This window comes from uncultured Aquimarina sp. (assembly GCF_947500065.1).
Taxonomy (GTDB): Bacteria; Bacteroidota; Bacteroidia; order Flavobacteriales; family Flavobacteriaceae; genus Aquimarina.
On sequence record NZ_CANMQT010000006.1, the window covers coordinates 1 to 25,590 of the forward strand.

The following is a 25,590-nucleotide window of genomic DNA, read 5'->3' on the forward strand; positions in this document are numbered from 1 at the left end:
TAACGGGAGGTAGTATTTTAATAGTAACTTGTTGTATTCCACTTTTAAGTATTCCATAATTAATAGGTGCATAACCTCCATTAATCACAGAACCTATTTTATTTTTTCTAACAGAAAAAACTTTTTTGTCATTGATCAATATCTCAAAATTACAATTTGCAGATTTGATTCTTATCCCATAGTGCGTTTCTTCTTCATAGTGCTTTACGGTTTTATATAATTCTAAGATGTCTTGCTGGGTGTATTGTGTTGCTGTCATTTCTTTATTTTGTTGTGTTTGACCACAAGATGCTATTGTAATCAATACTATACTATAAACTATCTTTTTGATATTCATTTTTTGCAATTTTATTGCTAATTTACAAGAGGAATTTTAAAATCCAAAGCTGCTTCATAGGGATCCATTACAACAAATTCGCTACTAACTTCTTTTTCGATTTCGGCAATAGCTTCTTCACTATCTTCTTTTTTAAATTCTCCTTTACCTTTTGCTGCAACAGTAACTGTTAATCCATGAAATGTAAGTTTAGGATTAAGATATACACCATCAGGATATTTAGGGTCATCTTTTACCCATTCAACAAATCCAGATAAGGTAATCCCAGTAACTACAGTAGCGTATGCATTTAGTTCTATAGCAGCTTCATAGCTCCATACATCATATTTAGTTTCATATTTAATTCCTGCATATACTTCCATTTCAATTCTTCCTCCTACTTCAAGAGGAGAGTCATCTTCCGGATCTTTTAAGTCTTTAATATCTCCTGGAGTAATATTGCTTTTTCCAGAAGTAGTATTGTATTGTAAAAAACCTTTAGCAAAGACAGATCCTGTAACAGTAAGGTCTAATCGAATTTCAAAACCTCCCATTTCCATCATTCCTAGCGCGAAATATACTACTGGATGAGATTTTTGAACTAATGCCATAAAATTAAGTACGATTTCAGCTCCTATGATAGGATCAAGAATAGCAGTAAATTCTATATTGGTACCTATTTCATTTTGCTGCTGACTTTTAGGGTTTTCTGCATACCAACTACCCGCCAATGCTACGGAAGGAGGGATAATATTTACTGAAGCTAAAGGTTTGGGAGCAAAAGCTTTTTTTATAGCTGCCAATTTATCAGCAATTTCGGCCTTTGTACTATTAGGTTTCTTTTTCTTTCCTTTAGTCTTTCCTTTAATGTTTCCTTTCTTTTTTCCCGCAAAAATGTCATCAACTATTTTTTTAAAACGTAAAATAGTCTTAAGCATTTCTACATATTTTTGATAACCAACTGTTACCTCAAATCGTTCAGCAGGACGATCCCAATCTGCCCATAAGGATAACACAATGTCAGATAATCCATCTTCTAAATTATCCTCGAAATCATATAAATCAGGTCTGGACTTGCTTAATTCAGGATCCTTATTGGCTTTTTTTACTCCTTTCTTTTTGTATTTCTTTCTTTTTTCATCTAGTTTTTCTACTTTTTCCTCGTATTTCTCCTTCTTTTTCTTATATTTTTCTTGTTGCTTATTGAGGCTTTTTTGTCTTTTCTTTATTACATTTAATTTTGTTTTTGCTTTGGCTTTATCTTTTCCTTTTAGGTTTTCTATCTTTTTTTCCTGCTTCTTTATTTTTTTTTCGTTCTTTTTTTTATTTTCATTAGTCTCATCTATGAGACTTTCATATTTATTTGCCAAATCTTCATTCCTGTCAATCTTATCATCATATGTCTCTTTTGCATCTTTTTCAACTTCTTCTATTCGTACCTGATAATCTTTATATTTTTCGCGAACATCATTAAAAGATTCTGGATCAGTGTTATAGCAAAACTGTAATGTCCACTTGATGTCAGGATATACATCTATATTGATTAAAGTATCTGGTTGTCTACATGTGTGTATTTTGATAGGATATTGTTGTATATTAGATTTACTTGCAGGCCAAATATATTTAAGTACTTCTCCTAATGTTTCTTTGTCAGTAGTTGCTCCATATTGATATGGTACTTCTATAATTACCTCTGTATCTGATAAAGCTTTGTTACTGTACGATTTTTTAGGACGATTCCAAGCTTTGCCAGATTTTCGGTCGAATCCTCCTATAATAGAATTAATATTAAGACTTGATGAAGTATGATCTTCATTAAATTCACCATTATCGTTATTATCCATATGATCACCATCTTCTTGTCCGAATTCTAAACCGGCAACGGTAATATCTTTTTTATCAGTAATACGATATCCTTTATCTTTTTTAGAAGATTCTACAACAATATAATCATCTATTTCCTTAAGATCAATAACTTTATCTTTGTGATGTAAATTTTCATTTCCTTCAAAAAGACAATTCTCAATATCAGTATCTAATTTAATAGTTACTTCTTTTCTTCCATGTCTAGGACCGGCAACAGCGGCAAAGGACATTGTTTTTGGCTTTAATCCTTGACTAGAATCATAAATAATAGCGGTGGTATCCTCATCACCTTTACTATAAATGGCTTCTATTTTAGTATAAAAGCAAGGTTTAAACTCAGCTACATCTGTTACAATATCACCAATAATTACAGGTTTATTCCCTGATTTAGTAGCATTATTTACTGTTTTTGCTTCTTTTTCAGTAGGCTTTTCTACTGTGATTGCATTGTCTTCAAAAGCCGTTTTTTTCTTACCATCTATATTAAACTCTATAATTGGCATAATATTAAGTGTATCTCCTGCATATTCCCATCTTTTTTCTAAACGGACATCAATTACTACTTTTTGTACTTTACTTGTAGTATCATCAGCATCTTGCAATACTTTTACTTCTCTACTAAAATATTGAGCGAACGTATTATCTGGGTTATTTACATCTTCATCCAAATCTAGATTATAGTCATAGTATTTTGTATCTTTTAACCAGACTTTTATTTCATGACCATATAATCCAGTAGTATAAATATGCAATTGTACGGCTTCAGTAAAGAATTTAGAACCGCTAATTTCATTTCCATGAATGTCTGTCCATTCTATTCTGTCAATTTTGCGTTCTCCAATAGCATTGATAAAATATCCATTTCCAGGCTTAAACGTAGGTTCTTGTCCAGGCAATACTGGTTCTACCCAGCCCAATCCACCACCAGAATATACAGAAGGAACTTTAAAACTTGCTTTAGGACCTTTTAAACCACTATGAAACTTAGAGTTTTTAGGGCTGTTATGAAACATATTGGCAATCCATTGGATGTTTTTTATTTCTTCGTCTGTATGCCCTTCTGTATCCGTAAATTCTAAAGAAACGCTAACGCCCGGATCTAACGTTATTAAATGTTCTGAATCATTAACTACTGCTTCTGTAGCCGGAGTGAGTATTTTTATATTGTTTTTACTTGCCATAATTCATCTGCTATTTAATCTCTTTCTCTTTATTTACTATAAAACCACGCTAATAGGAGCATACCTAGTGAAATTATAAATGGTATTTTCCATAATAAACCAGTAGGCTTATAGATAAAATATAAAATGGTTGCTATTACCAATAATACTAATGCAATTCCTCCAAAAATTATCATCCTAATGAACCCTCCAGGAACATGGGCATGACTGACAGATGGTAATAGATACCATATACAGCTTATGATTTGTAATACTATGATTATTATAGGTGCAAATTTTTGAATCATCTTATATTTTTTAATTATTCGTAGTGCGTTTCTACAGAACCTGCTTTATGAGTTCCATAACTTTTACCATTCTCATCCTTTGCAAATTTATAAACAGTATTTCGTAAATAATTTTCTAAGCTCTTCTCTGTGTCATTTAGCTTGAAGAACATTAAAATTTTGTACGAGGCATTGATAGCATCTTTCGCTCCTTTTATTTTTACTACCTGGTTATCATTGGCATCATAAATAGATACTCCGTCCTTTTTGGGACCATATTTTTGAGCCTTTGTCCAATCTTTAGGATCTATAGCGTCAGATTCACCGTGCTTATGTGCGTCTTGATTGTTATAAGATTGTATGTTTTTTATAGCTTTGTTACTATCTCTTATAATATGTGCATCTGAAAAAGAATCCTGAACCATATGCAAAATTTTACCCATATGAAATAACCCGTGATAATTTTTTTCTTTAGCGTCTGGGTTTGCTTTCTTTACAGATATTGCCTTTTTGTACCACTTTGTTGCTTGTTCTACAATTTTATCTACAACTTGCTGATTTGTAAAATCTCCAGTCGGTGCCATAGAGTGCCAAAACTGGAGATCTCCATGATGCGTTCTGTAAGCCATGGTTCCTTCCTTATGCTCATCTCTAAAGGTCCTATAATAACAAGTCTCTACTGAGTTTTCGTCACCGCAAGGTACATCTGGCCAAGCGCAACCTTCATCTAATCGATAATCATACTTTAGTCCGGCTTTTTTTGCCGCTTGTTTTGTGATATTTTCGTGAACAGCTCCCTGTCCTCGGATTTTAAAAAACTCTACAGTTATTTTTTCTCCAGATTTAAGTGTAACGATTCCGTGGTCATCACTGTCATCTTCTACAAATAGTAAATCTTTTGCTTTTTCTTCTCTATTAGGTTGATTTTGTTTTACAGAGGCTTTAAATTCTCTAATACTACCATCTTCTCCTTTTATATTAAAAGATGCATATTCAAAATCTTTACTAAGTAACTGATTGTATCGTATGAAGTCTGCGGCAAATAGTGTTCCTTCATCTCCAGAAGCATCACCACCAATACTATCATATTCGTTTCTTATAAGATCCTCTATATAGTGACCTGTTTCTTCAATCATTGCTCGAAATAGCATCCAATTGGCAGCTGGTTCTTTTTCTGCTTTTAATACCCATTTTTCATTAAGGTGTATTGTTTTATCCTTATAATAAGCTACTTGAGTTTCAGAAAGAGATTTTTCAATTTGCCATTGGGGAGGTGGCACAGCACCTTTTGTGAGGTCATCTTTAAATTCTTTAATAGCAGTGTGTTTTATTCCTTTTCCAAAAATTCCTCTTAGTCCTGCTATAAATGGTTTAGAAGAATCATGTTCCATAGTTTCTGTACTATCCAGAAACGGAGTTTTTAAATCCCCCGTACTTTTTATGTATAAGTCTGTAGTTACAGATACTACTCTTTCTTCTTCTTTTCGTACCCAATCTTCTTTTTCTGTCTCCAAATCATTATCCTGAGACTCGACCATTTTTTTTACATTCACCAATGGATTTAATTGGCTCTGTACTTCTTCATCTGCTTGTTCTACACTGCTACTACCTGCGGCAGCCGTTTGTCCATGCCAAGTAAACTCTACACTTGGTGATCCAGAAATAGCACACATAGCCTTACTCTTTTCAGTAAGTATTTGTCCTTGATTAGATAATATCACTTTATCATAGAAATCCTGCCATTGGGTTATTGCAGGAACGCAAGGTAAGAAACCACTAGAACTAGGCTGTAATTTACACTGCCCAAATGTTTTGGCTTTAAGCGGCATACCAATATCCATAGTGTTGGCGATTAGCTTTTTACTACCTCCAGAATCATTTATATATTCCTTCTGTTGAGTTAGTACAACCAATGTGTCAGGTGTAGTACCAAATTGACACTTACACATTGCTCCATCTACTACCACATGTCCTGTACTCATATTTCTTAGTCTATATTAGTGATATTGTTGTTTTATTTTCCAAAGAAAAAGAAACGTTTTTTCTTCTTTTTTGATATGTTTTTTTCTTCTTCCTCGCTTATTTCAAAAAGAGCAGCTCTCTTAGATGAAGATAGTGGAGTTTTGTTTTTTAAATTATACATCTCCACAGTCATCTTTTTTACTTTTCCCGAAGGGAACTCCAAATTACAAACACCAGTAATAGCATCTGCAATTAATGAATCTTTATAGATTTGATACTTTAGATCCATTTTTCCTTTAACTGGTTTTTTAATTTTATCAATAGAAATGAGATTTCCTCTCAATATATCTCGTTCACTTCTTGGATCAATACACTTTCCTTTTTGTTTGATGACAACATCGTTTTTTTTATGTGAATGTGTACTTATTTTGTTTTTTGTTTCAAAGATTACTCCAGGAGAGTATGGGATAAACGGCAATGATATTTTATTCTTTTTTTTGTCGGTCAAATTGATGTTGTACAACGGAGAAAAAAACATGGTTATAAACCAGTCTCGTTGTAGTATAAGATCGGTTAATTGATTTGTATTATTAATCACAGTATCCATGTTTTTTAATAATAGTTCGATTTCTTTACCTTTATAAGATTGGTTAATACTAGCTTTTTCTGTTTCCCATCTTTTTCTAATATCTTTTTGATTCAGTATGGCAACTACTTGCCCTTGTCTGTTCACCTTAAGCAATAATGGATATAATACCTTGCCACATCGCTCCGATAATTCGTCTATGAGGATGTCCGGAGCTTTTTCGTTTATATAAACCTGATGTTTTAAAATCTCAAATTCGAAATGATTATCCTCTGTTTCATCTAAACACATTACGTCAATTTCATAATGAATCTGAAGTTTTTTTTGTTTCTCATCTTCTGAAATTAAAACTACTCCATAGGTATTTGCTACCCCTACAGGATTATAGGAAAAGTGATCAAGCTTATTATCCTCTGTTTCCTCTATAATACTAGTTCCAATATCCAGTCGAGCCATTATCCGTAATTACTACTATTAAAATAGTTTTATTTTATCGTCCGCCTGAATGTCAACTTGTTTGGAGCTAACCAGTTCCATGTTTTGCTTAGAGCTTTCTATTCTTACTTTTTCACCATTGTCCAGAATTTCCTTAGCAACCAGTGTTTTATTCTCTTCAATAGTTTCTGTAGAGTTCTTTGCTGATATTGCAGAGTCTTCAGTAACACGTGTAATCATGTTAGTACCTGCATTAACTTTAATCTCTTCGGTAGCGTTGATTTCAATATTTTTAGCATTAAAAGTCATTGTTTCTCCTGCGGAAATCGTGATATTATTATTAGCAGTATCTATATTTATTATATTTTGATTTTTATCTGTAATAGTGATGAATTCTGCACCATCGGCATCGTTTAGTTCTACTGTATGACCGCTTCTTGTTCGTAAAGCTTTTACGTCATTATTCTGCGTATTCCAGCCAGCAGGATTTGCTCCTCCAGTATACAGTGTGCCTAATACATATGGTCTTTCTGCGTTACCGCCTTCAAAACCAATTAATACTTCTTCATCCAGCTCTGGAATGAAATGAAAACCTTTATCTCCACCCGCATGAGGTGTTACGATTCTTAACCAAGGAGTTAATTCGCCAGTTACTCTTTGCCAAGGGAATTGGACACGAATTCTTCCAATTCCATCCGGGTCATTATTTTCTTTTACGATAGCTACCTGAGTTTCGCTTTTCGGAAAAGCCATCAGGTCTGTATTTGGATATACATCTAGATCGGCAGTTACTCCTTCAAATTTATTTTGGTATCTTCCGTTCTCCGTATTTGTATGAGTAACACGGGTAATTCTATAATTTCCATAATCCGCACCATCTCCCTTAATCCCTACAATTTGACCGATTTTGATACCTGGATTATCACTAGCTCCTTTAAATACCACTTGTTTCATTTCTTCAGCCTTTTTCTGCTGTTCCACATGCATGTCTAACCTTTGTTTCAGAGAAGGGTCATTATAGGAATTTAAATAGACATTAGTTTCATTAGGGAAGAGTTCATCGCCCTTATTGCTGGTGAAACCATTATATCCATTAACTCCAGAGCTCACTTCACCAGTGGTTTTTTCGTGGTGACTATCTGTTAAATAATCATTTGTAAAGTATTTATAGCTGTTTGAAGTAGGTTTTAAATCCAATGAGAACTCTTGTAAATCATGACCATAAGTCAGCGTAACTTCTTCTTGATCTTCCGGTTTTCCGAATATTAAAGCACTTCCGTCATAATAAAACCATTCGCTATATTGTGCTGCTAATCTACTAGCATATTGAAAGGCACTTTCTTTATTTTGTACGCTATAGTGAATGTTGTCACTACTAGAAGGACTGAAAATCGTTTCTAACTTGGATTGATCATATCCTTGGAAGGTGTTATCTAATATGGTTGTTAAATCTACATCATTAAAAGAGTTGTAATGTGGTCCATCATCCGCTATGATACTACAGCTGTGTGCTTTTATGGTAACAAGGTCACCATTTTGTTGATGGAATCCCATAGTGCTATTTACAGAGGTTACTACGCCTTTAAATTCAAACTCTTTATAACCAGATAAAGTTCCAATCGATGATATCTGAACTGTAATGATTTGTCCAAGGTAATTTTTAGTTTGGGATGCAATGTCTCCTGTGATGTCTTCCAGAACATCCATTCTGCAAACTAACTCTAATATATGGTGCGCATCAATTTCTTGATGTAGCATTAATCGTTTGTAAGCATTTATTGAAGCACCTCCAATAAATATTTGTGTTGTAGATTGTAATGCCATATGTTTTATTTTTTGTGATTTATCCACTTGCCATAAGCAGATAAATAATTTTCACTCAGTTTTTATAAAGTTACCATTTTTATATTGGTAACTAATACTACGACCTATTTTTTCATTTAGGTAGTAAACATTTTTTTTGTCTATATAGAGATAACGTATTAGTTATGGATTAAGTCTTAAAAAGAGAAAATGTTTTATCTGCAAAAGTATTTTGAATCTTACTTTTTAAAACAGGCTTTAGACACACCTCAGTTCTAGAAACCATAATACACCCCAAGAAAGAACTTAAAGTAATTCGAGATATTCTCTTATAACTAAAATCATATATCTATTTGTAACGATAAGTACTACAGTCCAAAAGTTGAATTGTCTACAGGTCATAACCATCCAAACTTTATGGATGCTGAAATTATTGTGAAGATTAAAGATGATCTTCACAATTGTTTATCTAAGCTTAATTACTGCGCTTAAGTTTTAGATGGCCAATTGTTGATAAATGTAGTTCCCTTAATTGAAATTTCTTTGGCGGAAAGTACTAAATGTATCTGCAAAGGCTTTGCGCTTTCGGCATTAAAATGTTCTGTGTATTCTATACAATAAGCGTCTTTAATTTCTACATTTTTTAGGCTTGACATATTGTCTCTTCTAAAAAAAGTAACTTTACAACTTTTAGTAATTGTGGGAGAAATAGTCCATTCAAGAAAATCTGTTTTTGATGTGGATTCTATTAATAAGCTAACTTGTCCTCCTTGAGGTTTTGCACAAGGTCTCCCTGTATAATCGGTATCTTGTCTGAAGGTGAAAGAGCAATCCAAAATATTAATCTCTTCCCCATCAAGATCTAGTTTTGCTAAAAATGACATAAGTAATAATTTTAGTATTAATAACTACTTTATCAGTTCCATTATTGTTTACAAGAATGTAAATAGAGGAAATGATGACTTAAGATAGAAAAGGGAGTGAAAAAAAAACACTCCCTTTATCTAAATCTTATATAAAACGATTAGGATTATACCCAGTCATTTACATGTTCACCGTTTCCGATACCTATTTCTCTAGCAGAAATATTAATTGTTTCTGTCATAGGATTTTTTCCTGTAGCATCAAAATTCTCTCTATATTTTACAGCGTATGCATCGGTAAAATTTAATTCTTTAGAAGTTGCTTCAGTATCTCTTTTTAGAAATACAATAGAACCAGTTCTCATTTCGAAGTTGTTAAACATCCAATCCGATAAGCTAGTGTCAGAAGTAGACTCTACTTCAATAGTAATCAAACCTCCACGTGTAATTGAAGAAGGACGACCAGTTGCGTCTGTTTCTTGGTGTAAGCCATAACTGCAATTTAATACGTTATACTCTTTTCCACCTACTTTTAATTTTGCTTTAAAAGACATAATAAATAATTTTTAAATTAATAATAATAAATAAATAAGTATATAATAAATGTAACTTGTACATCGTAAAGATACTGAAATATATCTAAGTGCTACTGTTGTGTTATCGTTAAGTATTGTTAAATCAATATGTTAAGAAAGAAAAGGACTACACTGTTTTCAGGGAATTTGCACTTTATCGTGAAGTTTGTCCAATAAAAAAAAGATCTCAACGAACAATTTGAGATCTTTTTTTAACAATATTTTAACAGAATTCTTTTATGCTCTTTTACAGATAATTATGTCATTTTCTTTGATATTGTTTCCTTCAATCGTTCTTGTAAAGTCTATATGACTTTGTGTTCCTATCCAGTTAGGTTTGGTGTAAAAGATCCATCCGTAAGGATTGTTTTTGTCATCAAGAAATTCAATTTCTCCTTCAGGATGCCTATCATTATAATCATTAATAAAGAAGTAGAAAAGTTTGCCAAATTCCATTTTTTCCGGAGCTTTTAACCTGAAATTACTTAGTTCATTTATATTTTCACCTTTATTAAATTCAAAAGAAATAACAAGTGGATTTATTAATTCATCATCTTTAGGGTCTTTCATCTTTTTGTCAATAGGGTAGAACCATTTCTTATATATGGGTACTGGAACAGAAACTGCAAATTCATATAATTTGACAACCATAATAGGGATAAGAAAGCATATGGAAGATGCAGCGAATATGTATTTATATTCTGGTTTGTAAATGCCTACTACAAAAAGAAATGTTATTAAACCTACAAATATAGTTACTATAGTGTATAAGAACTCTGGCCAAAATTTAGTAGGATTGTCATCGAGTAAATTTGGAAAAAATTTACGCATTGCAAAAACATGCAAAGATCCAAGACATAGAAATATAATCTGAAATCCTATGAAGCTATTCAAAGGAATATCGTTAAGAACTTTTTCATTACTTAACAGGGCGGTACCAGCAAATAGCAGCAGCACTACTAGCATATATAGAAAGAATTTTTTTTTGTTTTTTACAAAAAGTTTCTTTAGTCCAGCAACGACTCCCATTAGTATAACACTAACGGCCAATAATAAAATTCCTACTTTAAAAAAATCAGCGTTTAATGCTGTAGATTGTAATATCAAATTCATATCATAGTTGTTAGCCCCATTCTAGGACTGTTAGTCTCATGTAATACAAATGTTTCCTGTTTACTCGAATATGTTACGTTTATTTTTGTGTCTATTTCCATAGGGATAAAATAGTCACAAAAGATAGTAATAAATTTTTTAGTAGCACCACTCACTATATATTTATCAATATTTTTTTCATTCACGGGTCCTATAGTAATTTCCCAACAAGGGTAAGAGATAATCGTTTCTTTTAACTCTAAAACAAGATCCACGCCAAGTTGATGCTCCGTAGATATATCATTTATATTTTCATCAACGGTTTTGTATTTTTTTTCAATAGATACCTTTTCTCCGATAATTTTTTCGAGACTTAAAGCGGTTAGTTCAATTTCTCCAGATATTTTATGTACATATGGTAGTAATTGTAATAATTTAATGCTGTAATTTACAGGGATATCAGGATCTAAATTCCAAAACTTTAAAAGAAAATCAGTCTTTAGATTAGCAAATTCATTGATTAGTTTTCTTTCGTTTCTTTCTATATTCACTTTTTGAGTAAAAAACTCGTTTTCAAGTGGAGAGAAAAAAGATCGAGCATCTTTTTCTTGTTTTTTCTGCTTCTGATGTAATTCGGTAAATGAAAGGTTACTTTTTGAGGTAACAGGTTCGTGAAATACGCCTTCAGGAAGTGTGTCATAAAGACCATTTCTTGCTAAATTGAATTGTAGTTTATCAGTATCTGCTGAATAAGAATCTACCTTGAAATCAATCACATCTCTTCTGTATGATCTGGAGAATGTACTTTGATTGAATACATCAATATCCGTGAGATCTAGATCAGAATTCTCTAAAATCTCAGTTACGAAAATTTCTGCTTTTAGATTTTGATAAGTACTTATTAACTCTGTATAAACTTCTTGTACCTCTTTTTCGTTCATTCGTTTAGTTGGTGTAAAGAATGCTACTTTGTTTAGTTTTCTATTGGTTCGTTATTTTCGAGTTTAGGTTTTTTTCCTCCGGCAACGAACATCCTCTTCCAAGGTTGCTTCGTTAAGTTGCTGATTTGCACGCCATTTCCTCCTGAGTTTCCTTTTCTTGAGGTAGAGTGAACAAATTTGTTATTTCCTAAGTAAAATCCTACGTGGGTAATTTCTCGAAATTCAGAACCTTTGTTATTGAAAAATATTAAATCCCCTTGTTTTAGGTTATGCAGTCCTTTAAATTTATTTGTATCTGGTGCGTCAAATTGTTTTTGAGCCGTTCGTTCAATTAAATTACCATAAACATCATGGAAAATATATTGAGTAAAATAAGAGCAATCAATTCCTTCTTTAGTGTTCCCACCAAGTTTGTATGGAGCATTCATCCAGTCGTCAATAAACTCAAATAGGGGAACATTGCTTATTTCTTTTGGAGAAACACCCAATATGGCTCCATATTTTTTTTGAATTGGTAATACTGCATTTTTTTGAGCTAATGCAATGGAATCCCTCCTTGCTTGAGCTAAGGCTTCCTGCTCTGCTTTTTTAGATCCTCCGCAACTCATTGCCCCAACAATAATGATAAATAAAAATAGCGTTTTATAAAGTGTATTCATGTGAAAAATAAAAATTTACACAAATATAAAAAACTTATAGTTATTTTCTATAGTCTATGTATTGATAACGCTAAAATAAAATAAGAAAATTATAGATTGTTGTTTTTTTAGTTAGATTATTGAATTATGAAGTGCTGATAAATAAAATCTTTATTAAATTGCATTTGCTTACAAAGTAAATTAAGGCACACAAATTATCATTTATGATTACTTCGTATTATAAGTTACCATTGGACACTTTTGGGATTGTAAAAAATAAGGAAATTGAGAATTGTGATCTCAAACAATCTATAGTGGGGTATATTCATCTAATTACAACCTCATATTTCGGGGAATGTACTTTTGATGAAACTTTTGGGTGTTCTATCTGGAATGTTGATTTTGATAACTTAACAAGTACTAATAAATTACGAAACACGATTTCCGAATCTTTGGTAGAAAGTATTGTTTCTCAAGAAAAAAGACTTAAAAAAGTTACAATAGAAGTAACAATTAAGCAAGAGGAGTTTAAAAACAGGGGGAGTTTGAATAGGATTAAGAAACGTGTAGAAATAAAGGTAAATGGTGTTGTTAGTAGGACTAATGAGCAATTCTCTTGTTTGGAAAGATTTTATATCGCTCCACTTTCATTTTAAAAGGGTTTATGAGTACAGAAAATAAAGTTCAGATAAAAAATAGAATGATCAAAAAGGCAGCTTCACTTTGGGGAGTTTCCCCAAATGAAATTGAAAGCTCTTTTGATCCTGTGGTATCGTTGTTAATAGGTGCATGTGCGTCGGAAATAGAAAAAATTTCTAGCGAAATTGATAATTCTCAAACCCGAATAACGGAGCGTTTGATACAATTGATGACACCGGAAACCTTGTATGGATCACGTCCAGCTCATGGTATTGTTTATGCTGAACCAATTGAAAAAAGAACGACCATTACTCCAGAACATTTGTTGTATTTCAAAAAAAAGATAAAAACAAAGAATGCTAGTACAGAATTAAAAAATATATACTTTTCTCCAATCCAAAAAAATGAACTTATTGATGCTTCTATAAGTCGGATGATATGCGGAAATAAAATTTTTGAACTAGAGGGTAAGAGAAAAAACACAAGTGCCTTATCATTAAACAAAGGTGGTTCACTGCCTCCTTCTACATTGTACTTAGGGGTTAAGACTGATCAAGATGAAATTTCCCTGAAAAATGTTTCGTTTTATTTCGAATTATTAGATGTTCAAGAAAATGAACTTTTTTATCACCACTTAAAAAATGCAAGCTTTTATTTTGATGGTAAAGAGTTTGAGTGTTTTCCAGGGTACTATAATAGTGACATTTCAAGACGTATTAGTTTAGAATCTATATTTAATTATAAGCCCAATAAAACAAAAAATATAGAAGATCAGGTAAAGAAGTTGTACAGAAAACACTTTATTTCTATAAAATCAGACATTTCATTAAACTCCAAGGCTAAAATACCAGAAGAATTTTCTAACTTTATAAATCAGAAAGATCATGATGATCTAGATGATTTTAATTGGATTAAAATAGAATTTCCGAGGATTATTGATGATGTAATTTTGGAGAGTGTTTATAGTACTTTTAATGCTTTTCCTGCGTTGAATAGAAAATGGGAGAGTATTTCTTATCAATTAAAGGATTATATAGATATTGTACCTATTAGTACTCAGGAATTATTTTTGGATATAAAATCTATTTCTAATACTTCAGGAAAGGAGTATAGATTAAGAGAAAATGATTCTGCTCTTGACGATAAAGGTACTTACGTAATCAGAAGAGATAATGTAAGTAAACTAGATTATAGAAAGGCACGAGAGTATTTGATACATTTAATAGAATTATTAAAAGATGAAAGTGCTTCTTTTTCGTTTTTTGGAAATGACTTTCTGCAGTCTAATATCAATGAACTGAATCAGAATATATCGTTATTAGAAAAGAAGGTGTCCGATATGAAGAAGACTTCAGAAGAGACCAATTACATTTCGGTTAAGCCTTATAAGAAGAAGGATACACTTTTAGTAGAGTACTGGGTTACTAATGGAGAAGATGCTAATTATATTAAATCCGGTAATAGTTTAAGTATTTATCAAGGAAGTGATCTGAAACAAAAGGGTAGTATGTTTTTGACTTCTACGTTCCAAGGAAAGAATAACTTAGGAATGGAGGAGAGACTAAATGCATATAGGAGAGCATTGTTATCTAGAAATAGAATTGTTACTAGAGAAGATGTGAAGGCACTTTGTTACGAGTTATGTAGTAGCAAGGTTGAAGAAGTTAAAGTGTCTAAGGGTTTTAAGACTGATATTCATATATCCAAAGGTCTTATCCCTTGTATAGAAGTTACGCTTATAGAAAACAAAAAAGAAACTACTTCTTCTGTGGAGTGGGATTCTTTAAAAAGTAATATTTTATCTATTTTGGAGCAACAATCTTTAAATGTTTTTCCATACAAGATAACAGTAGTAAGTTAATTATATATTGAAAACAATTAATAATGAAAACATCCAATAACACAACAAATTATCATTTAGATAAAAGTGTCATATTGTTTTTTGTAATAACAATATTAGTCACAGCGACGGTTTTTGCTTTTAAGTACGTTAATTATACTCCATGTGAGATCATAGATTTTTCGTTTAAAGAAACAGAGATTAGGGTTGATGAATCCATTGAGTTTGAGGATAAAACGTTAGGGGCTTTGGAGTGGAAATGGGATTTTGGTGATAGTACTGCAATAGATACCAGAAGAAAACCATATCATACATATAAAAAATCAGGAGATTATACGATTTCTTTGATTGTTAATGGTAAATGTCCTAAACTTAAAACAATTACTATCCTGGATAAAAAAGAAGTCCTGGATCCATTAAAGAAAGCTAAGTTTGAGATTCTTACACCGAAAATTAGAGTAGGAGATAAGCTGAAAGTGAAAGATAATACCTTGGAAGCAAAATCTTGGGAGTGGAATTTTGAAGATGCCATTGGAGCAACCTCTAAAGAGCAAAATCCGGAATATACCTATAGTACCTCTGGAAAGAAAACAATTACTTTGATTGTAAATGGAGAGATTAAGTATGCTACAACACAGACGATTGAAGTGTTGCCAAAAAAGGCGGAAAGAATTCAAAGAGATGAAACAGTGGTTCGTGATGTGTCAATAATTCCTATTGATCCTATTGGAGATGACCCTATTTCTGAAGATCCGAAAGACGAGTTTAAGGCACCTTTTATTAACGAAGAATCATTTAAATCAAAGATTATTTTGGTTTCAACAAAGAAATTAACTGCAAATGATTTTAAAGCTTATTTATGTGGAAATCTTGATCTTTCGATTATTGTAAGGAAAAAACGAACCACTTTTATTGAATTTTGCGAAAAAATAAAAGGGAAAAATATTATAGTTAAGGAATTGAGATTAACTCATGAAGAGAACAATTGTATAAAGAACATTGTGATTGATTATAAGAAAGGAAGCTTATTTTGATTAGATGTTTCTAACACAAGTATATTTTAAACAAGATGGAATTAAAAAATAAAAATCATCATCGAGTCAACTGGATTGACGGTATGAAGATCAATAAGAATCACTTTATTGAGGCTGATAATGCGTTTACTAATTTTTCGCAACTTATTGGTTCTAAGGATATCAATGCAATAAATTATGGATTGTTACCCGATTTAGCAGGTGATGATGCTGTAGATATGGTGTTTTCTATAGATGGTCAGGATACAGTGAAAGTAAAGCTTAATAGGTGTAGGGCTATTACTAAAGGAGGATATATAATTAATATTACTCCAGAGATATCCTCTTCTTTAGAACAAAAAGGAAGTATCATTAATACAGAATATAAGATTAATCGAACTGAGGAAGAATGTTATATTGTTCTCAGTGTGGATCCTTATGGTAGAGTTCCTGTAGGAGATGCTGATCCTGAAGAAGAGCCACCAAGACATCCTCATGTATTACCGGAGTATAGCTTGAATGTGATTAATATGGCTGAAGCAAATGAAGAAGAATTCGGGAAACATCACATTACTATTGGTAAAATAGAATTTAATGATGGAGTAGCATCTCTAGCAGAAGATTTTATCCCTCCTTGTGTGTCCATACAAAGCCATCAGGATCTTAGGTATATCTATACAGAGATACATACTTTTTTTAATGCCATAGAGAAATATTCTATGAATATTATACAAAAGATTTATCAAAAAAAGCAATCTAATGAACTTGCTACTATGGTGTTGACATTGACTCAGAATACATTACAGTATCTGGGAGGGATGTTGCCAGAGTTTAGATTGTATGATAGACATCTGGCACCAGTTACAATGATTACTAAGTTGATGTCTCTTGCTAGGGTAATCAAGAATAGTATGGATGTTTATGTAGGAACGGGTAAAGAAGAATTGTTGAATTATTTGTCTGATTGGTGTGATCTTAATCAAGGTGCATTTGAGAATGTGTTAGTAGAAATGATGGATTTAGAATATCAGCATACGGATATTAATAAAGCTTTACATAATGTGTCTAGCTTTACTAAACTAATGCTTTCTTTGTTTAAGAAATTAAATGAGCTTGATTATATTGGAAAAAAATCAGATTCTAATATCTTTGTAAAGGAAGAAGTTATTGCAAAACCGGATGTTAAAAACAGACGTAGTTTCTTATTAGATTAATGCGTGTATAAATTATAATTTACAGAAATGAAACCAAAAAACAGTAAAGAAAGAAGGAATAGTGTTTTAAAATTTGCCTTACTATTTTTATTTACAGTCGCTTTAATTGTAACGGCATTCTTTTTTGATTTTGATAGAGTTCCTCTTAAGGAAAATGAGGTTCTTAGAGAACGTTCTGCTTCAGTGGAAAAGGATGTTAAATTTCAAAAAGATTTTTCTAAAGGAATGTTTAAAATTGAGAAATTAATTGATTCACTTAATAGACCCGATAAAAAAGAGGATTTGTATTATATAAACAGATCATTAGAGTCGGAAATCGGTGATCTAAGCGAAACTATTGATCCAAATGATACTACATATAGGTATAAGATGTATGTTAATATTGTTAGCTCTTATAGACAGATTAAAGAGATGAAAGATTTATTGTCTAAGCAAGAAGAAGAATTTAAAGAGTTAGAAGAATATAAAATAGCATTAGAAAAGACTAGAGAGCAATTAGAAAGATCTAAAAGTGATTTAGATTTATGCAGAGCATCTAGATCAAGATAAGATTTGTTTGTAATCTTTTTTTTAAGGGAGTTTTTTTTTAAAAAAGTACTGTTGTAAAGCGAATAGCGAGTCAATCTAATAAAAAAAGTGTATGATTTTGAAACCATACACTTTTTTGTTTTCTATTTAGATTGAAGCTTTTATTATTTAGCTTTTAACCAATTTTCTCTTTTTAATAAAGCCTTCTTACTAGGTTTGGAAAACTGTGTTATAGTTACTTCTGGATCAACTCCAAATCGAATCAGTACCTTTTTCTCAACTCCCATTCTTCTATAAATAACAGTTGCTTTTTTACCTGGTTTATATTTGCTAATCACAGCGTTAAACTGATCAATATCAGAGAATGATTGATTGTCAATTGCCATAATGACATCTCCTTTTTCCAAGCCAACGGCATAAGCCGGAGTTCCTTTCTTTACGTATCTAGATATCAAAGCATTGTCGTCGTCGTTGAATTTTATGCTTGCTCCTAGAAAAGCTTTTTTACTGTTTGTTTTTGGATAGATAGCAACAGATCCTAATAGTTTTTTAAAGTCAGGAGTTTGACTGTCAAAAATATATTTCTCAAAAAAGTCATCAGCAAATGACTCCCCTGCATATTCTCTAAGAGTAAAGAATAAGTTTTCAATGGTATAAGGTATTTCTGTTTTTCCGTATTTGGTCCAAACTAATTTAAGGAAGTCATCTAAATTTAAATCATCCTTGTCTCTTAAAGATAAGTCTAAAGCAAGTCCTAGCATGCTCCCATAAGAATAATAGGATACAAATGTATTTCCCCTATTTGTAGGATCTACAGAGGTAGCTGCGTCAACAAAAGGTGCCTGGTAACTCATTTCGATAGGATTAAAATATGCTAAAGCCGGAGAGTTCCATACATAATTATATGTATTACTAAGTCCTTCGATATACTGATCTTGTGTAATAATACCTGCTCGACAAAGAATTAGGTTGGTATAGTAGCTAGTAAAACCTTCAGCAAACCATAATTCACCCGACATGTTTGTGTTTTCAAAATCAAAAGGTTCTAGTGAAATAGGGCGGATGCGTTCTACGTTCCAAGCATGAAAGAACTCATGAGATACAGTACTAATATTTTTTTCCATTCCTCCATCGGCAAGACTTCTTGTGCTTGTCAGAATAGTTGAGTTTCGATGTTCCATTCCATCTCCCGATACGTTGGGCATATAACAGGCTAGAAAAGTATATTCTCCATAGTCGAAATTCGGGTAATCCCCAAAAACTGCTTTTTCTTGTTCTACAATTCTTGTTATTTGTTCGAAATATTGATCAGCTTCTTCTTCTGTCCCTTGATGATGTAATGCTAACTTTATGGTATATTCTGTTCCTCCGGAGGCTACTTTAAATTCCTTTACTGTATGGTCACTAATTTCTGCGGGACTATCCATGAAATACTGCAGATTAGGTGCTAAAAACCCATTTCCGCCTAATGGTATCAATTGTGTAGCAACTTTCCAGTTGAGATCCTCTCTGATGAGATATGTAACCTGGACTGGGCGATCTTTTAATGTAGGAATATACATGAAAGTCGCTGGCATATTAAGATGTGCGTGTGTTTCGTCAATTTGAGAGTAAGTTCCGTCACCTCGATCTGCAAATAGTGTATAAGAAACATTAAGAGTGCCATCATGACCAGAAACATCCCATTGATATGGATTGGGTCTGGTAACAGTTACCTCTTTTTCTTTGCTATCAGTAATCTTTACATCATAAACATTTTTCGCGAATTCGTGCAATGCGTATCGACCAGGAGAGGTTCTGCTCATTCTAAGAGAAATAGTACCGCTCTCTAAGTTGGTAAACACCGCTTTAATTTGGGCTTCGTGATGTACAGCATTTTTAAAAGAAATTTGGTATTCATTTCTTATCTGAGCATATCCTAGTTGGATAATCAATAGAAAGAAAATAAAAAAGAAAAATCGAAAAGATTTCATTAAAACGGTTTTTGGTTAAAAGATTCGTGCTTTTATACTCGGTAAAAATAATTTATTACCAAAGAGTAATTAGGGAAGTTCGAAATATTTTAGGGCTCTGTTGTAATTTAATCCTTAGTTTAAAGTACAACAGAAGTCAAAAATACAACAAACTCTTAATTGGGCAAATTATAGAAAGGGAATTTGGGTATTATGTTTGAAGCTGGAGAGACTTTTTATTGAAATTGAAAATAGAAAGGGGTTAATTGTTAATTTGTTTAATTATTTTTATTTTTTGTTAAACAGATTTGTAACTTTGTTTTAGACGCTATTGCTGAAAATAAAGTGTATTGGTTGTTATTATTGATGAAAAAGAATAATTCAAGACTACTTGAGTGATTATATTAAGAATACATTAATCTTGGTTAATTAGAAGTCTTAAACTTTTATTATGCATTATACAAAGGAACAGATTCAAGGAATGGAGCGTGTAAAGCGTTTGAAAATCATAAATGCCGTTTCTGGCATCAAACCAGCGAATCTTATAGGGACAATTGATGATGACGGAAAAACTAATTTAGCAATATTTAGTTCTGTGGTTCATTTAGGAAGTGATCCAGCTCTTATGGGTTTTATAATGAGGCCAATAGGTGATGTCCCTAGACATACATATGAAAATATCATACAAAATCGCCAATATACCATTAATCACATACATCAGTCTTTCGTAAAAAACGCACACTATACTTCTGCTAAGTTAGATAGAAATGATTCTGAATTTACTCGTTGCGGATTGTCAGAAGAGTATCTAAACGGATTTAGTGCGCCTTTTGTAAAAGAAAGCCAGCTAAAAATAGGTTTGCAATTTTTGGAAGCTATAGATATTTCTCTTAATGGTACAATCTTAATGATCGGAGAAATAAAACACTTAATTATTCCTGAAGAGATCATTGGGGATCATTTAGATTTTGATCTAAGTTTAGTTGATACTGTTGGTATTTCAGGGTTGAATACGTATTATGCTTTAGAAAAAATTGCAGAATACCCTTATGCTAGAGCAAATGAAACCCCTAATTTTAAAGTTTAATGGATATTGCGATAGTACGCTTGCTTTTAGACTTCGGATTGTTAATTTTAATCTGGATAGTACAACTTGTAATTTATCCTAGTTTTAGTTATTTCGAAAAAGATAATCTAATAAAATGGCATCATGTTTATACATTGCGAATTGGAGTTCTAGTGATGCCTATGATGATTGGTCAAATAACAATAAGTTTAATTCAAATTTTCACAACTTATACTTTTTATAATCTGATAGATTTAACTCTAATAGTTGGAGTATGGTTATCTACTTTTTTACATTTTGTTCCAATGCATATGAATATTTCGAAAGGAATAATAGATGATAAATTGAAATATAAATTGGTTTTTTATAATTGGATACGTGTTTTTTTATGGGCAACTATATTTTTATTAAATCTATATGTTTGTCTACAATAGTTTTCCGCTTGAATTGGCTATTAACCTTCTTTGTTAATTGTTAAAACTTTAATGTCATGATAGTTTTGTTTATGTAATTTTATTAAACAAAAAATGAAGAGCAAAAAATCTAATTTACCGGCTGAGGTTTGTAAAGTTTGTGAATGTTCATTTTTTTGAGAAAAAAAATATAAAAAGAATTAACGATAAGAGATATAGATAGAATTATTGAAATGGCTAGGGGAGACCGAACACCTTTTTTGATGCTATCTTAATGTAATTTGAATTAAAAGAACGAGATGTAATTAGTTTAATGCGCGAAAAAGTGAAACCTTCTAGTTTTAGAATTTGGCGTAAAAGAGTACAAGGTCGAAAAACAAAACACCTTAAAAAGCGAATTTTTGAAGATGGAAGATTTAAATGTTCTCAACAACGACATATTACGCATAACAAAATTTCAAAAAGATAAAAAATGAGTGACAAAAAACCAGATCAGGTAGTTTATAACGAGGAAGAAGGACGATATGATGCAGCATTAAAGCCATATGCTACAAATGTTGGGGCTCCAATGATTACTACGTCTGATACTATAGCTTGGAAAAACACCAGTATTCATAAGGTTAATAAGCAGGTCAAAGCTAAATATGATGAACTCAAAGCGCAGTATGATCTTTTGATGGAGCAATATGAATATAATAACCTTGTTTATAATGCTAAATTAAGTTTTGAGCCTATCGTTGGTGAGATGTATCATTTATATAGGAATAAAAAAGAAGAGCCATTTCTGTCTATTATAGCTCCTAATGAGTGTAATTTTGATCACTTGGGGACCTTTAGATTAAATGCAGATAAAATGTGGGAGCGTTTATGATAGTATTGATTAAAGAGTAGTGATCTTTGTCTATAATGTTGGTTTCTGAAAAATAAAAGCCTTGTAACTTTTGTTACAAGGCTTTTGCGGAGAATGAGGGATTCGAACCCCCGGAGGTGTGACCCTCAACAGTTTTCAAGACTGCCGCATTCGACCACTCTGCCAATTCTCCAGTGTTTAGTCTCATCAGGTATTTCCTGAATGCGGGTGCAAATATAATAACCTTTTTTAATTCTAAGAAAGTTTTTACGATTAATTTTTAGTATTTTTTTTAAGAAAATATTCGGAAAATGATCTCCCTCTAAATCTGTATATTGCATAGTGTTATAAAAAGAAATTAAATGAGAAATATTTTAGTCATATTTATTGGTTTGTTGTTTTTGTATTCTTGTGGTAGTTCCCAGAATTCTTCAAATACTGGAAGTTCTAGTTCTAACAAGGCAAAAGAGGATGGATTAGATGTTGAATCTTATGCAAAAACGATTACCTCAAAGGAGCTTAAAGATTATTTGTTCACGTTTGCAGGAGATGAATTTGAAGGTAGGGATACTGGAGAACCAGGTCAAAAAAAAGCAGCTGAATTCTTAAAACAGCAATATAAAAAAATGAATATTCCTTCTCCAATGGGAGGAGATGATTATTTTCAGGAAATACCAGAGAGTTATTTTAGAGGAGGTATTAAATCTTCAGAAAATGTGTTGGCTTATGTAAAGGGAACAGAGAAGCCTGATGAAATTGTTGTAATATCGGCTCATTATGATCATGTCGGGGTGGATGGTAATGGGAATATATATAATGGAGCAGATGATGATGGATCTGGGACAGTTAGTCTCTTAGAGATAGCTGAAGCTTTTGCGAAGGCGGCTAAGGATGGACAAGGTCCTAAACGATCTATATTGTTTTTGCACGTAACAGGAGAAGAGAAAGGATTATATGGATCAAAATATTATACGGAAAATCCTGTTTTCTCATTAGAAAATACGGTTGCAAATCTTAATATTGATATGATTGGCCGGATTGATAAAGATCATGAGCAAGAAGATAAAAGGAATTATATTTATTTAATTGGGAGTGATAGATTAAGTACGGAATTACATAATATAAGTGAAGAAGCAAATACAAAGTTTACTAAGTTAAATTTAGATTATACATATAATGCGAAGGATGATCCAAATAGATTTTATTTCCGAAGTGATCATTATAATTTTGCAAAGCATAATATTCCGATAATATTTTATTTTAATGGGGTTCATGAAGATTATCATCAGCCATCGGATACTCCTGATAAAATAGAATATGATCTTATGACTGAACGGGCTAAATTGGTTTTTTATACAGCATGGGAAGTGGCAAATCGAGAAAAAAGATTGATAGTGGATGGGGTTGGTAAGGAGTAATCTAATCTTTCATTAAAAAAGTTTAAAACAAAAAAAGACTCTGTGTTAACAGAGTCTTTTTGTTAAAAGGGTGGAAGACGGGATTCGAACCCGCGACCCTTGGTACCACAAACCAATGCTCTAACCAACTGAGCTACAACCACCATTTAATTTCGGCTGCAAAAATAAAACATTTTTATGTTTCTGCAAAGTAAAAAATGAAATTATATTAGGTCAAAAATAGAATCCACTGCTACATAGCGTTCTACAGTATATCCTTCAGCGTATTCAACTCCAATAATCCTTCCTAAATCAGCAGCTCTATATCGAATGCTGTCTTTAAAATTTTTACTAGATATAGGTGTAGATGGGGCTTTGCTGTCAGTGTCATAAAATTGAGTTTTATAAGCCATGACACTTTCCATCTTTTTATCCATATATCCACTTATATCTACAACAAAATCAGGTTCAAGAATTTCCCATTGGATATAATGATATACCATTTTGGGTCTCCAGACATCTTGTAAATTATTGTCAAAAGATGTTTCTATCTTACGTAAACCAGATAGGAAACACGCGTCGCTTACTAATTTACTTCCTTTACCGTGATCTATATGACGATCCTTAATAGCATTACAAAGAACAATTTCTGGTTGATACTTTCTTATTATTTTAATAATAGCAAGCTGGTGTTCTTCGTCATTTTTAAAGAAACCATCTCTAAACCCTACATTTTCCCTAACTGATACTCCTATAATATCTGCAGCATCTTTTGCCTCTTGATCTCTTGTTTCTGGAGTGCCTCTAGTACCTAGTTCTCCGCGGGTAAGATCTAGTATTCCTACTTTTTTACCGTTATCTATTTCTTTTGCCAGTGTGCCAGAACAACTTAATTCTACGTCATCTGGATGTGCGCCAATAGCTAGGATATCTAATTTCATATTAGTGTTCAAGTTCTAGTATCTTAATTTTTTTTAATGCTTGATCTATGTCGTTCATTAGGTCTTCTTTTTCCTCAATACCAATGCTAAGTCTTAGTAGTCCATCTTTAATTCCTTGATGTTCTCTTTCTTCTTCTGTCAATAAGGCATGAGAAGTAAGTGTAGGAGAAAGGATAGTGCTTTCTACTCCAGCAAGACTCATAGAACTTTTTATCAATTTTAATTCTTTTTGAAACTTACTAGCGTCTAGAGTTTCTTTTAATTCAAATGATAACATTCCTCCAAATCCTTTCATTTGTTTTTTTGCTATTTCATAATCAGGATGAGATTTTAATCCTGGATAGTAGACAGCTTGAATGTCAGAATGTTTTTCAAGCCATTTAGCTATTTTTTTAGCAGTTTTATTTTGTTGTTTTACTCTTAATCCTAAAGTCTTTATACTTCGTTCTAACATCCATACAGTGAAATCACTTAGACTGCCTCCTAGGTTTTTTGCTAAATGAAATATTTGTTCAATATTCTTTTCTGAAGAAATAACAGCTCCAGCAAGTATATCACTATGGCCTCCTAAATATTTAGTTGCAGAGTGTAGCACAATATCAATGCCTAATTCTATAGGGTTTTGATTTACAGGGGATGCAAAGGTGTTATCAATCATTGTGATGATTCCTTTTTTCTTTGCTAACTCTGAAATTGCTGCAATATCTGTTATTGTTAATAAGGGATTAGAAGGTGTTTCTATATAGATTACTTTAGTGTTTTCTTTGATTTTTTCTTCAAATCCATTGATGTCCTGAGTATCTACAAAAGAATATTCAATGCCATATTTACTGAATTCTTCATTTACTAAATTCACAGTTCCTCCATATAAAGTTCTCTGTAGAACAATATGATCACCTTTACTGAGAAATGCCAATAAAGTAGTGCTTATAGCAGCCATACCACTACCAAAAATTAAGGATGCTTCTCCTTTCTCTAATCGTGCGATTTTTTTGCATAATGCCTCTTGATTTGGAGTATTAAAATAACGAGGGTATCTTTTGATATCTACATCTTCAAAAGCATATGAAGTAGATAGGTATATAGGTGATACAGCTCCTTTAAATTGTTTGTCTTCGATTTCCCCTACATGGGTGCAAATGGTATTGAAACCTGTTTTTTTTGAGTTCATGTTCGTGTAATAAGCTAAAATTTCTGCTCTAAAATAATATAT

General features: G+C 32.1%; 21 protein-coding genes, 2 tRNA genes and 2 pseudogenes. 9 read left to right on the forward strand and 16 right to left on the reverse strand.

Features of this window, described 5'->3' with window-relative positions; translation table 11 throughout:
* From Q0975_RS17260 to Q0975_RS17310, 11 genes and pseudogenes are all read right to left on the reverse strand, one after another.
* Positions 1-337: pseudogene (locus Q0975_RS17260) on the reverse strand (hypothetical protein); the annotation flags it as partial.
* 17 nt (positions 338-354) lie between these two features.
* Positions 355-3,363: a hypothetical protein gene (locus Q0975_RS17265; RefSeq protein ID WP_299438938.1), complete on the reverse strand. Its 3,009-nt coding sequence runs from the start codon at positions 3,361-3,363 to the stop codon at positions 355-357.
* A gap of 29 nt (positions 3,364-3,392) precedes the next feature.
* Positions 3,393-3,650 carry a hypothetical protein gene (locus Q0975_RS17270; RefSeq protein WP_299438940.1) on the reverse strand — a complete coding sequence of 86 codons (258 nt, stop codon included), beginning with the start codon at positions 3,648-3,650 and terminating at the stop codon, positions 3,393-3,395.
* 14 nt (positions 3,651-3,664) lie between these two features.
* Positions 3,665-5,611 carry a DUF4280 domain-containing protein gene (locus tag Q0975_RS28520; protein ID WP_366889041.1) on the reverse strand — a complete coding sequence of 649 codons (1,947 nt, stop codon included), beginning with the start codon at positions 5,609-5,611 and terminating at the stop codon, positions 3,665-3,667.
* Positions 5,612-5,643: 32 nt separating this feature from the next.
* A complete protein-coding gene (locus Q0975_RS17280; protein ID WP_299438942.1) occupies positions 5,644-6,633 on the reverse strand; it encodes a hypothetical protein in 990 nt (329 codons plus the stop codon).
* Positions 6,634-6,651: 18 nt separating this feature from the next.
* Positions 6,652-8,436 carry a phage baseplate assembly protein V gene (locus Q0975_RS17285; RefSeq protein ID WP_299438944.1) on the reverse strand — a complete coding sequence of 595 codons (1,785 nt, stop codon included), beginning with the start codon at positions 8,434-8,436 and terminating at the stop codon, positions 6,652-6,654.
* A gap of 467 nt (positions 8,437-8,903) precedes the next feature.
* Positions 8,904-9,299, reverse strand: coding sequence for a type VI secretion system tube protein TssD (gene tssD, locus Q0975_RS17290; RefSeq protein WP_299438946.1), 396 nt, complete (start codon positions 9,297-9,299; stop codon positions 8,904-8,906).
* Positions 9,300-9,445: 146 nt separating this feature from the next.
* Positions 9,446-9,832, reverse strand: a complete 387-nt coding sequence (gene tssD / locus Q0975_RS17295) for a type VI secretion system tube protein TssD (RefSeq protein WP_299438948.1) — start codon at positions 9,830-9,832, stop codon at positions 9,446-9,448.
* 258 nt (positions 9,833-10,090) lie between these two features.
* The gene (locus tag Q0975_RS17300; RefSeq protein WP_299438950.1) at positions 10,091-10,966 is read right to left on the reverse strand and encodes a TssN family type VI secretion system protein; all 876 of its coding nucleotides are present in this window, start codon (positions 10,964-10,966) and stop codon (positions 10,091-10,093) included.
* On the reverse strand, positions 10,963-11,886 hold the full coding sequence (locus Q0975_RS17305; RefSeq protein ID WP_299438952.1) for a hypothetical protein: 924 nt from the start codon (positions 11,884-11,886) through the stop codon (positions 10,963-10,965). The genes Q0975_RS17300 and Q0975_RS17305 overlap by 4 nt, the downstream gene beginning before the upstream one ends.
* Positions 11,887-11,918: 32 nt before the next feature.
* Positions 11,919-12,545, reverse strand: coding sequence for a C40 family peptidase (locus Q0975_RS17310; protein ID WP_299438954.1), 627 nt, complete (start codon positions 12,543-12,545; stop codon positions 11,919-11,921).
* A gap of 203 nt (positions 12,546-12,748) precedes the next feature.
* Here Q0975_RS17310 and Q0975_RS17315 point away from each other — a divergent pair, with 203 nt between their 5' ends.
* The 5 genes from Q0975_RS17315 to tssO are packed head-to-tail and all read left to right on the forward strand — an operon-like array spanning position 12,749 to position 17,779.
* Positions 12,749-13,180 carry a GPW/gp25 family protein gene (locus Q0975_RS17315; protein ID WP_299438956.1) on the forward strand — a complete coding sequence of 144 codons (432 nt, stop codon included), beginning with the start codon at positions 12,749-12,751 and terminating at the stop codon, positions 13,178-13,180.
* A gap of 8 nt (positions 13,181-13,188) precedes the next feature.
* Positions 13,189-15,024 (forward strand): type VI secretion system baseplate subunit TssF, encoded by a 1,836-nt coding sequence (locus tag Q0975_RS17320; RefSeq protein WP_299438957.1) that lies wholly within the window; start codon positions 13,189-13,191, stop codon positions 15,022-15,024.
* A 23-nt stretch (positions 15,025-15,047) separates the two neighbouring features.
* Positions 15,048-16,037 (forward strand): PKD domain-containing protein, encoded by a 990-nt coding sequence (locus Q0975_RS17325; protein ID WP_299438959.1) that lies wholly within the window; start codon positions 15,048-15,050, stop codon positions 16,035-16,037.
* Positions 16,038-16,072: 35 nt separating this feature from the next.
* Positions 16,073-17,230, forward strand: a complete 1,158-nt coding sequence (locus Q0975_RS17330; RefSeq protein WP_299438961.1) for a hypothetical protein — start codon at positions 16,073-16,075, stop codon at positions 17,228-17,230.
* Positions 17,231-17,257: 27 nt separating this feature from the next.
* Positions 17,258-17,779, forward strand: a complete 522-nt coding sequence (gene tssO / locus Q0975_RS17335; protein WP_299438963.1) for a type VI secretion system TssO — start codon at positions 17,258-17,260, stop codon at positions 17,777-17,779.
* Positions 17,780-17,922: 143 nt separating this feature from the next.
* Here tssO and Q0975_RS17340 read toward each other — a convergent pair whose 3' ends face one another.
* On the reverse strand, positions 17,923-19,731 hold the full coding sequence (locus Q0975_RS17340) for a PDZ domain-containing protein (protein ID WP_299438965.1): 1,809 nt from the start codon (positions 19,729-19,731) through the stop codon (positions 17,923-17,925).
* Between the two features lie 430 nt (positions 19,732-20,161).
* On the opposite strand from Q0975_RS17340, the gene Q0975_RS17345 reads away from it, so the two are divergent.
* The 3 genes and pseudogenes from Q0975_RS17345 (at position 20,162) to Q0975_RS17355 (ending at position 22,060) form a co-directional block, all read left to right on the forward strand.
* Positions 20,162-20,797: a flavin reductase gene (locus Q0975_RS17345; RefSeq protein WP_299438967.1), complete on the forward strand. Its 636-nt coding sequence runs from the start codon at positions 20,162-20,164 to the stop codon at positions 20,795-20,797.
* A gap of 625 nt (positions 20,798-21,422) precedes the next feature.
* Positions 21,423-21,658: pseudogene (locus Q0975_RS17350) on the forward strand (TIGR03643 family protein).
* A gap of 3 nt (positions 21,659-21,661) precedes the next feature.
* Positions 21,662-22,060: a DUF2452 domain-containing protein gene (locus tag Q0975_RS17355; protein ID WP_299438969.1), complete on the forward strand. Its 399-nt coding sequence runs from the start codon at positions 21,662-21,664 to the stop codon at positions 22,058-22,060.
* Positions 22,061-22,147: 87 nt separating this feature from the next.
* On the opposite strand, the gene Q0975_RS17360 is transcribed toward Q0975_RS17355, so the two are convergent.
* Positions 22,148-22,232, reverse strand: a tRNA-Ser gene (locus Q0975_RS17360).
* Between the two features lie 169 nt (positions 22,233-22,401).
* Between Q0975_RS17360 and Q0975_RS17365 the strand changes: the two genes are divergently transcribed.
* Positions 22,402-23,457, forward strand: a complete 1,056-nt coding sequence (locus Q0975_RS17365; RefSeq protein ID WP_299438971.1) for a M28 family metallopeptidase — start codon at positions 22,402-22,404, stop codon at positions 23,455-23,457.
* 68 nt (positions 23,458-23,525) lie between these two features.
* On the opposite strand, the gene Q0975_RS17370 is transcribed toward Q0975_RS17365, so the two are convergent.
* The 3 genes from Q0975_RS17370 to Q0975_RS17380 all read right to left on the reverse strand — a co-directional run bounded on the left by Q0975_RS17370 (position 23,526) and on the right by Q0975_RS17380 (position 25,548).
* A tRNA-His gene (locus Q0975_RS17370) sits at positions 23,526-23,601 on the reverse strand.
* 59 nt (positions 23,602-23,660) lie between these two features.
* Positions 23,661-24,377, reverse strand: a complete 717-nt coding sequence (gene bshB1 / locus Q0975_RS17375) for a bacillithiol biosynthesis deacetylase BshB1 (RefSeq protein ID WP_299438973.1) — start codon at positions 24,375-24,377, stop codon at positions 23,661-23,663.
* A 1-nt stretch (position 24,378) separates the two neighbouring features.
* Positions 24,379-25,548 carry a PLP-dependent aspartate aminotransferase family protein gene (locus Q0975_RS17380; RefSeq protein WP_299438975.1) on the reverse strand — a complete coding sequence of 390 codons (1,170 nt, stop codon included), beginning with the start codon at positions 25,546-25,548 and terminating at the stop codon, positions 24,379-24,381.
* Between the last annotated feature and the right edge of the window lie 42 nt (positions 25,549-25,590).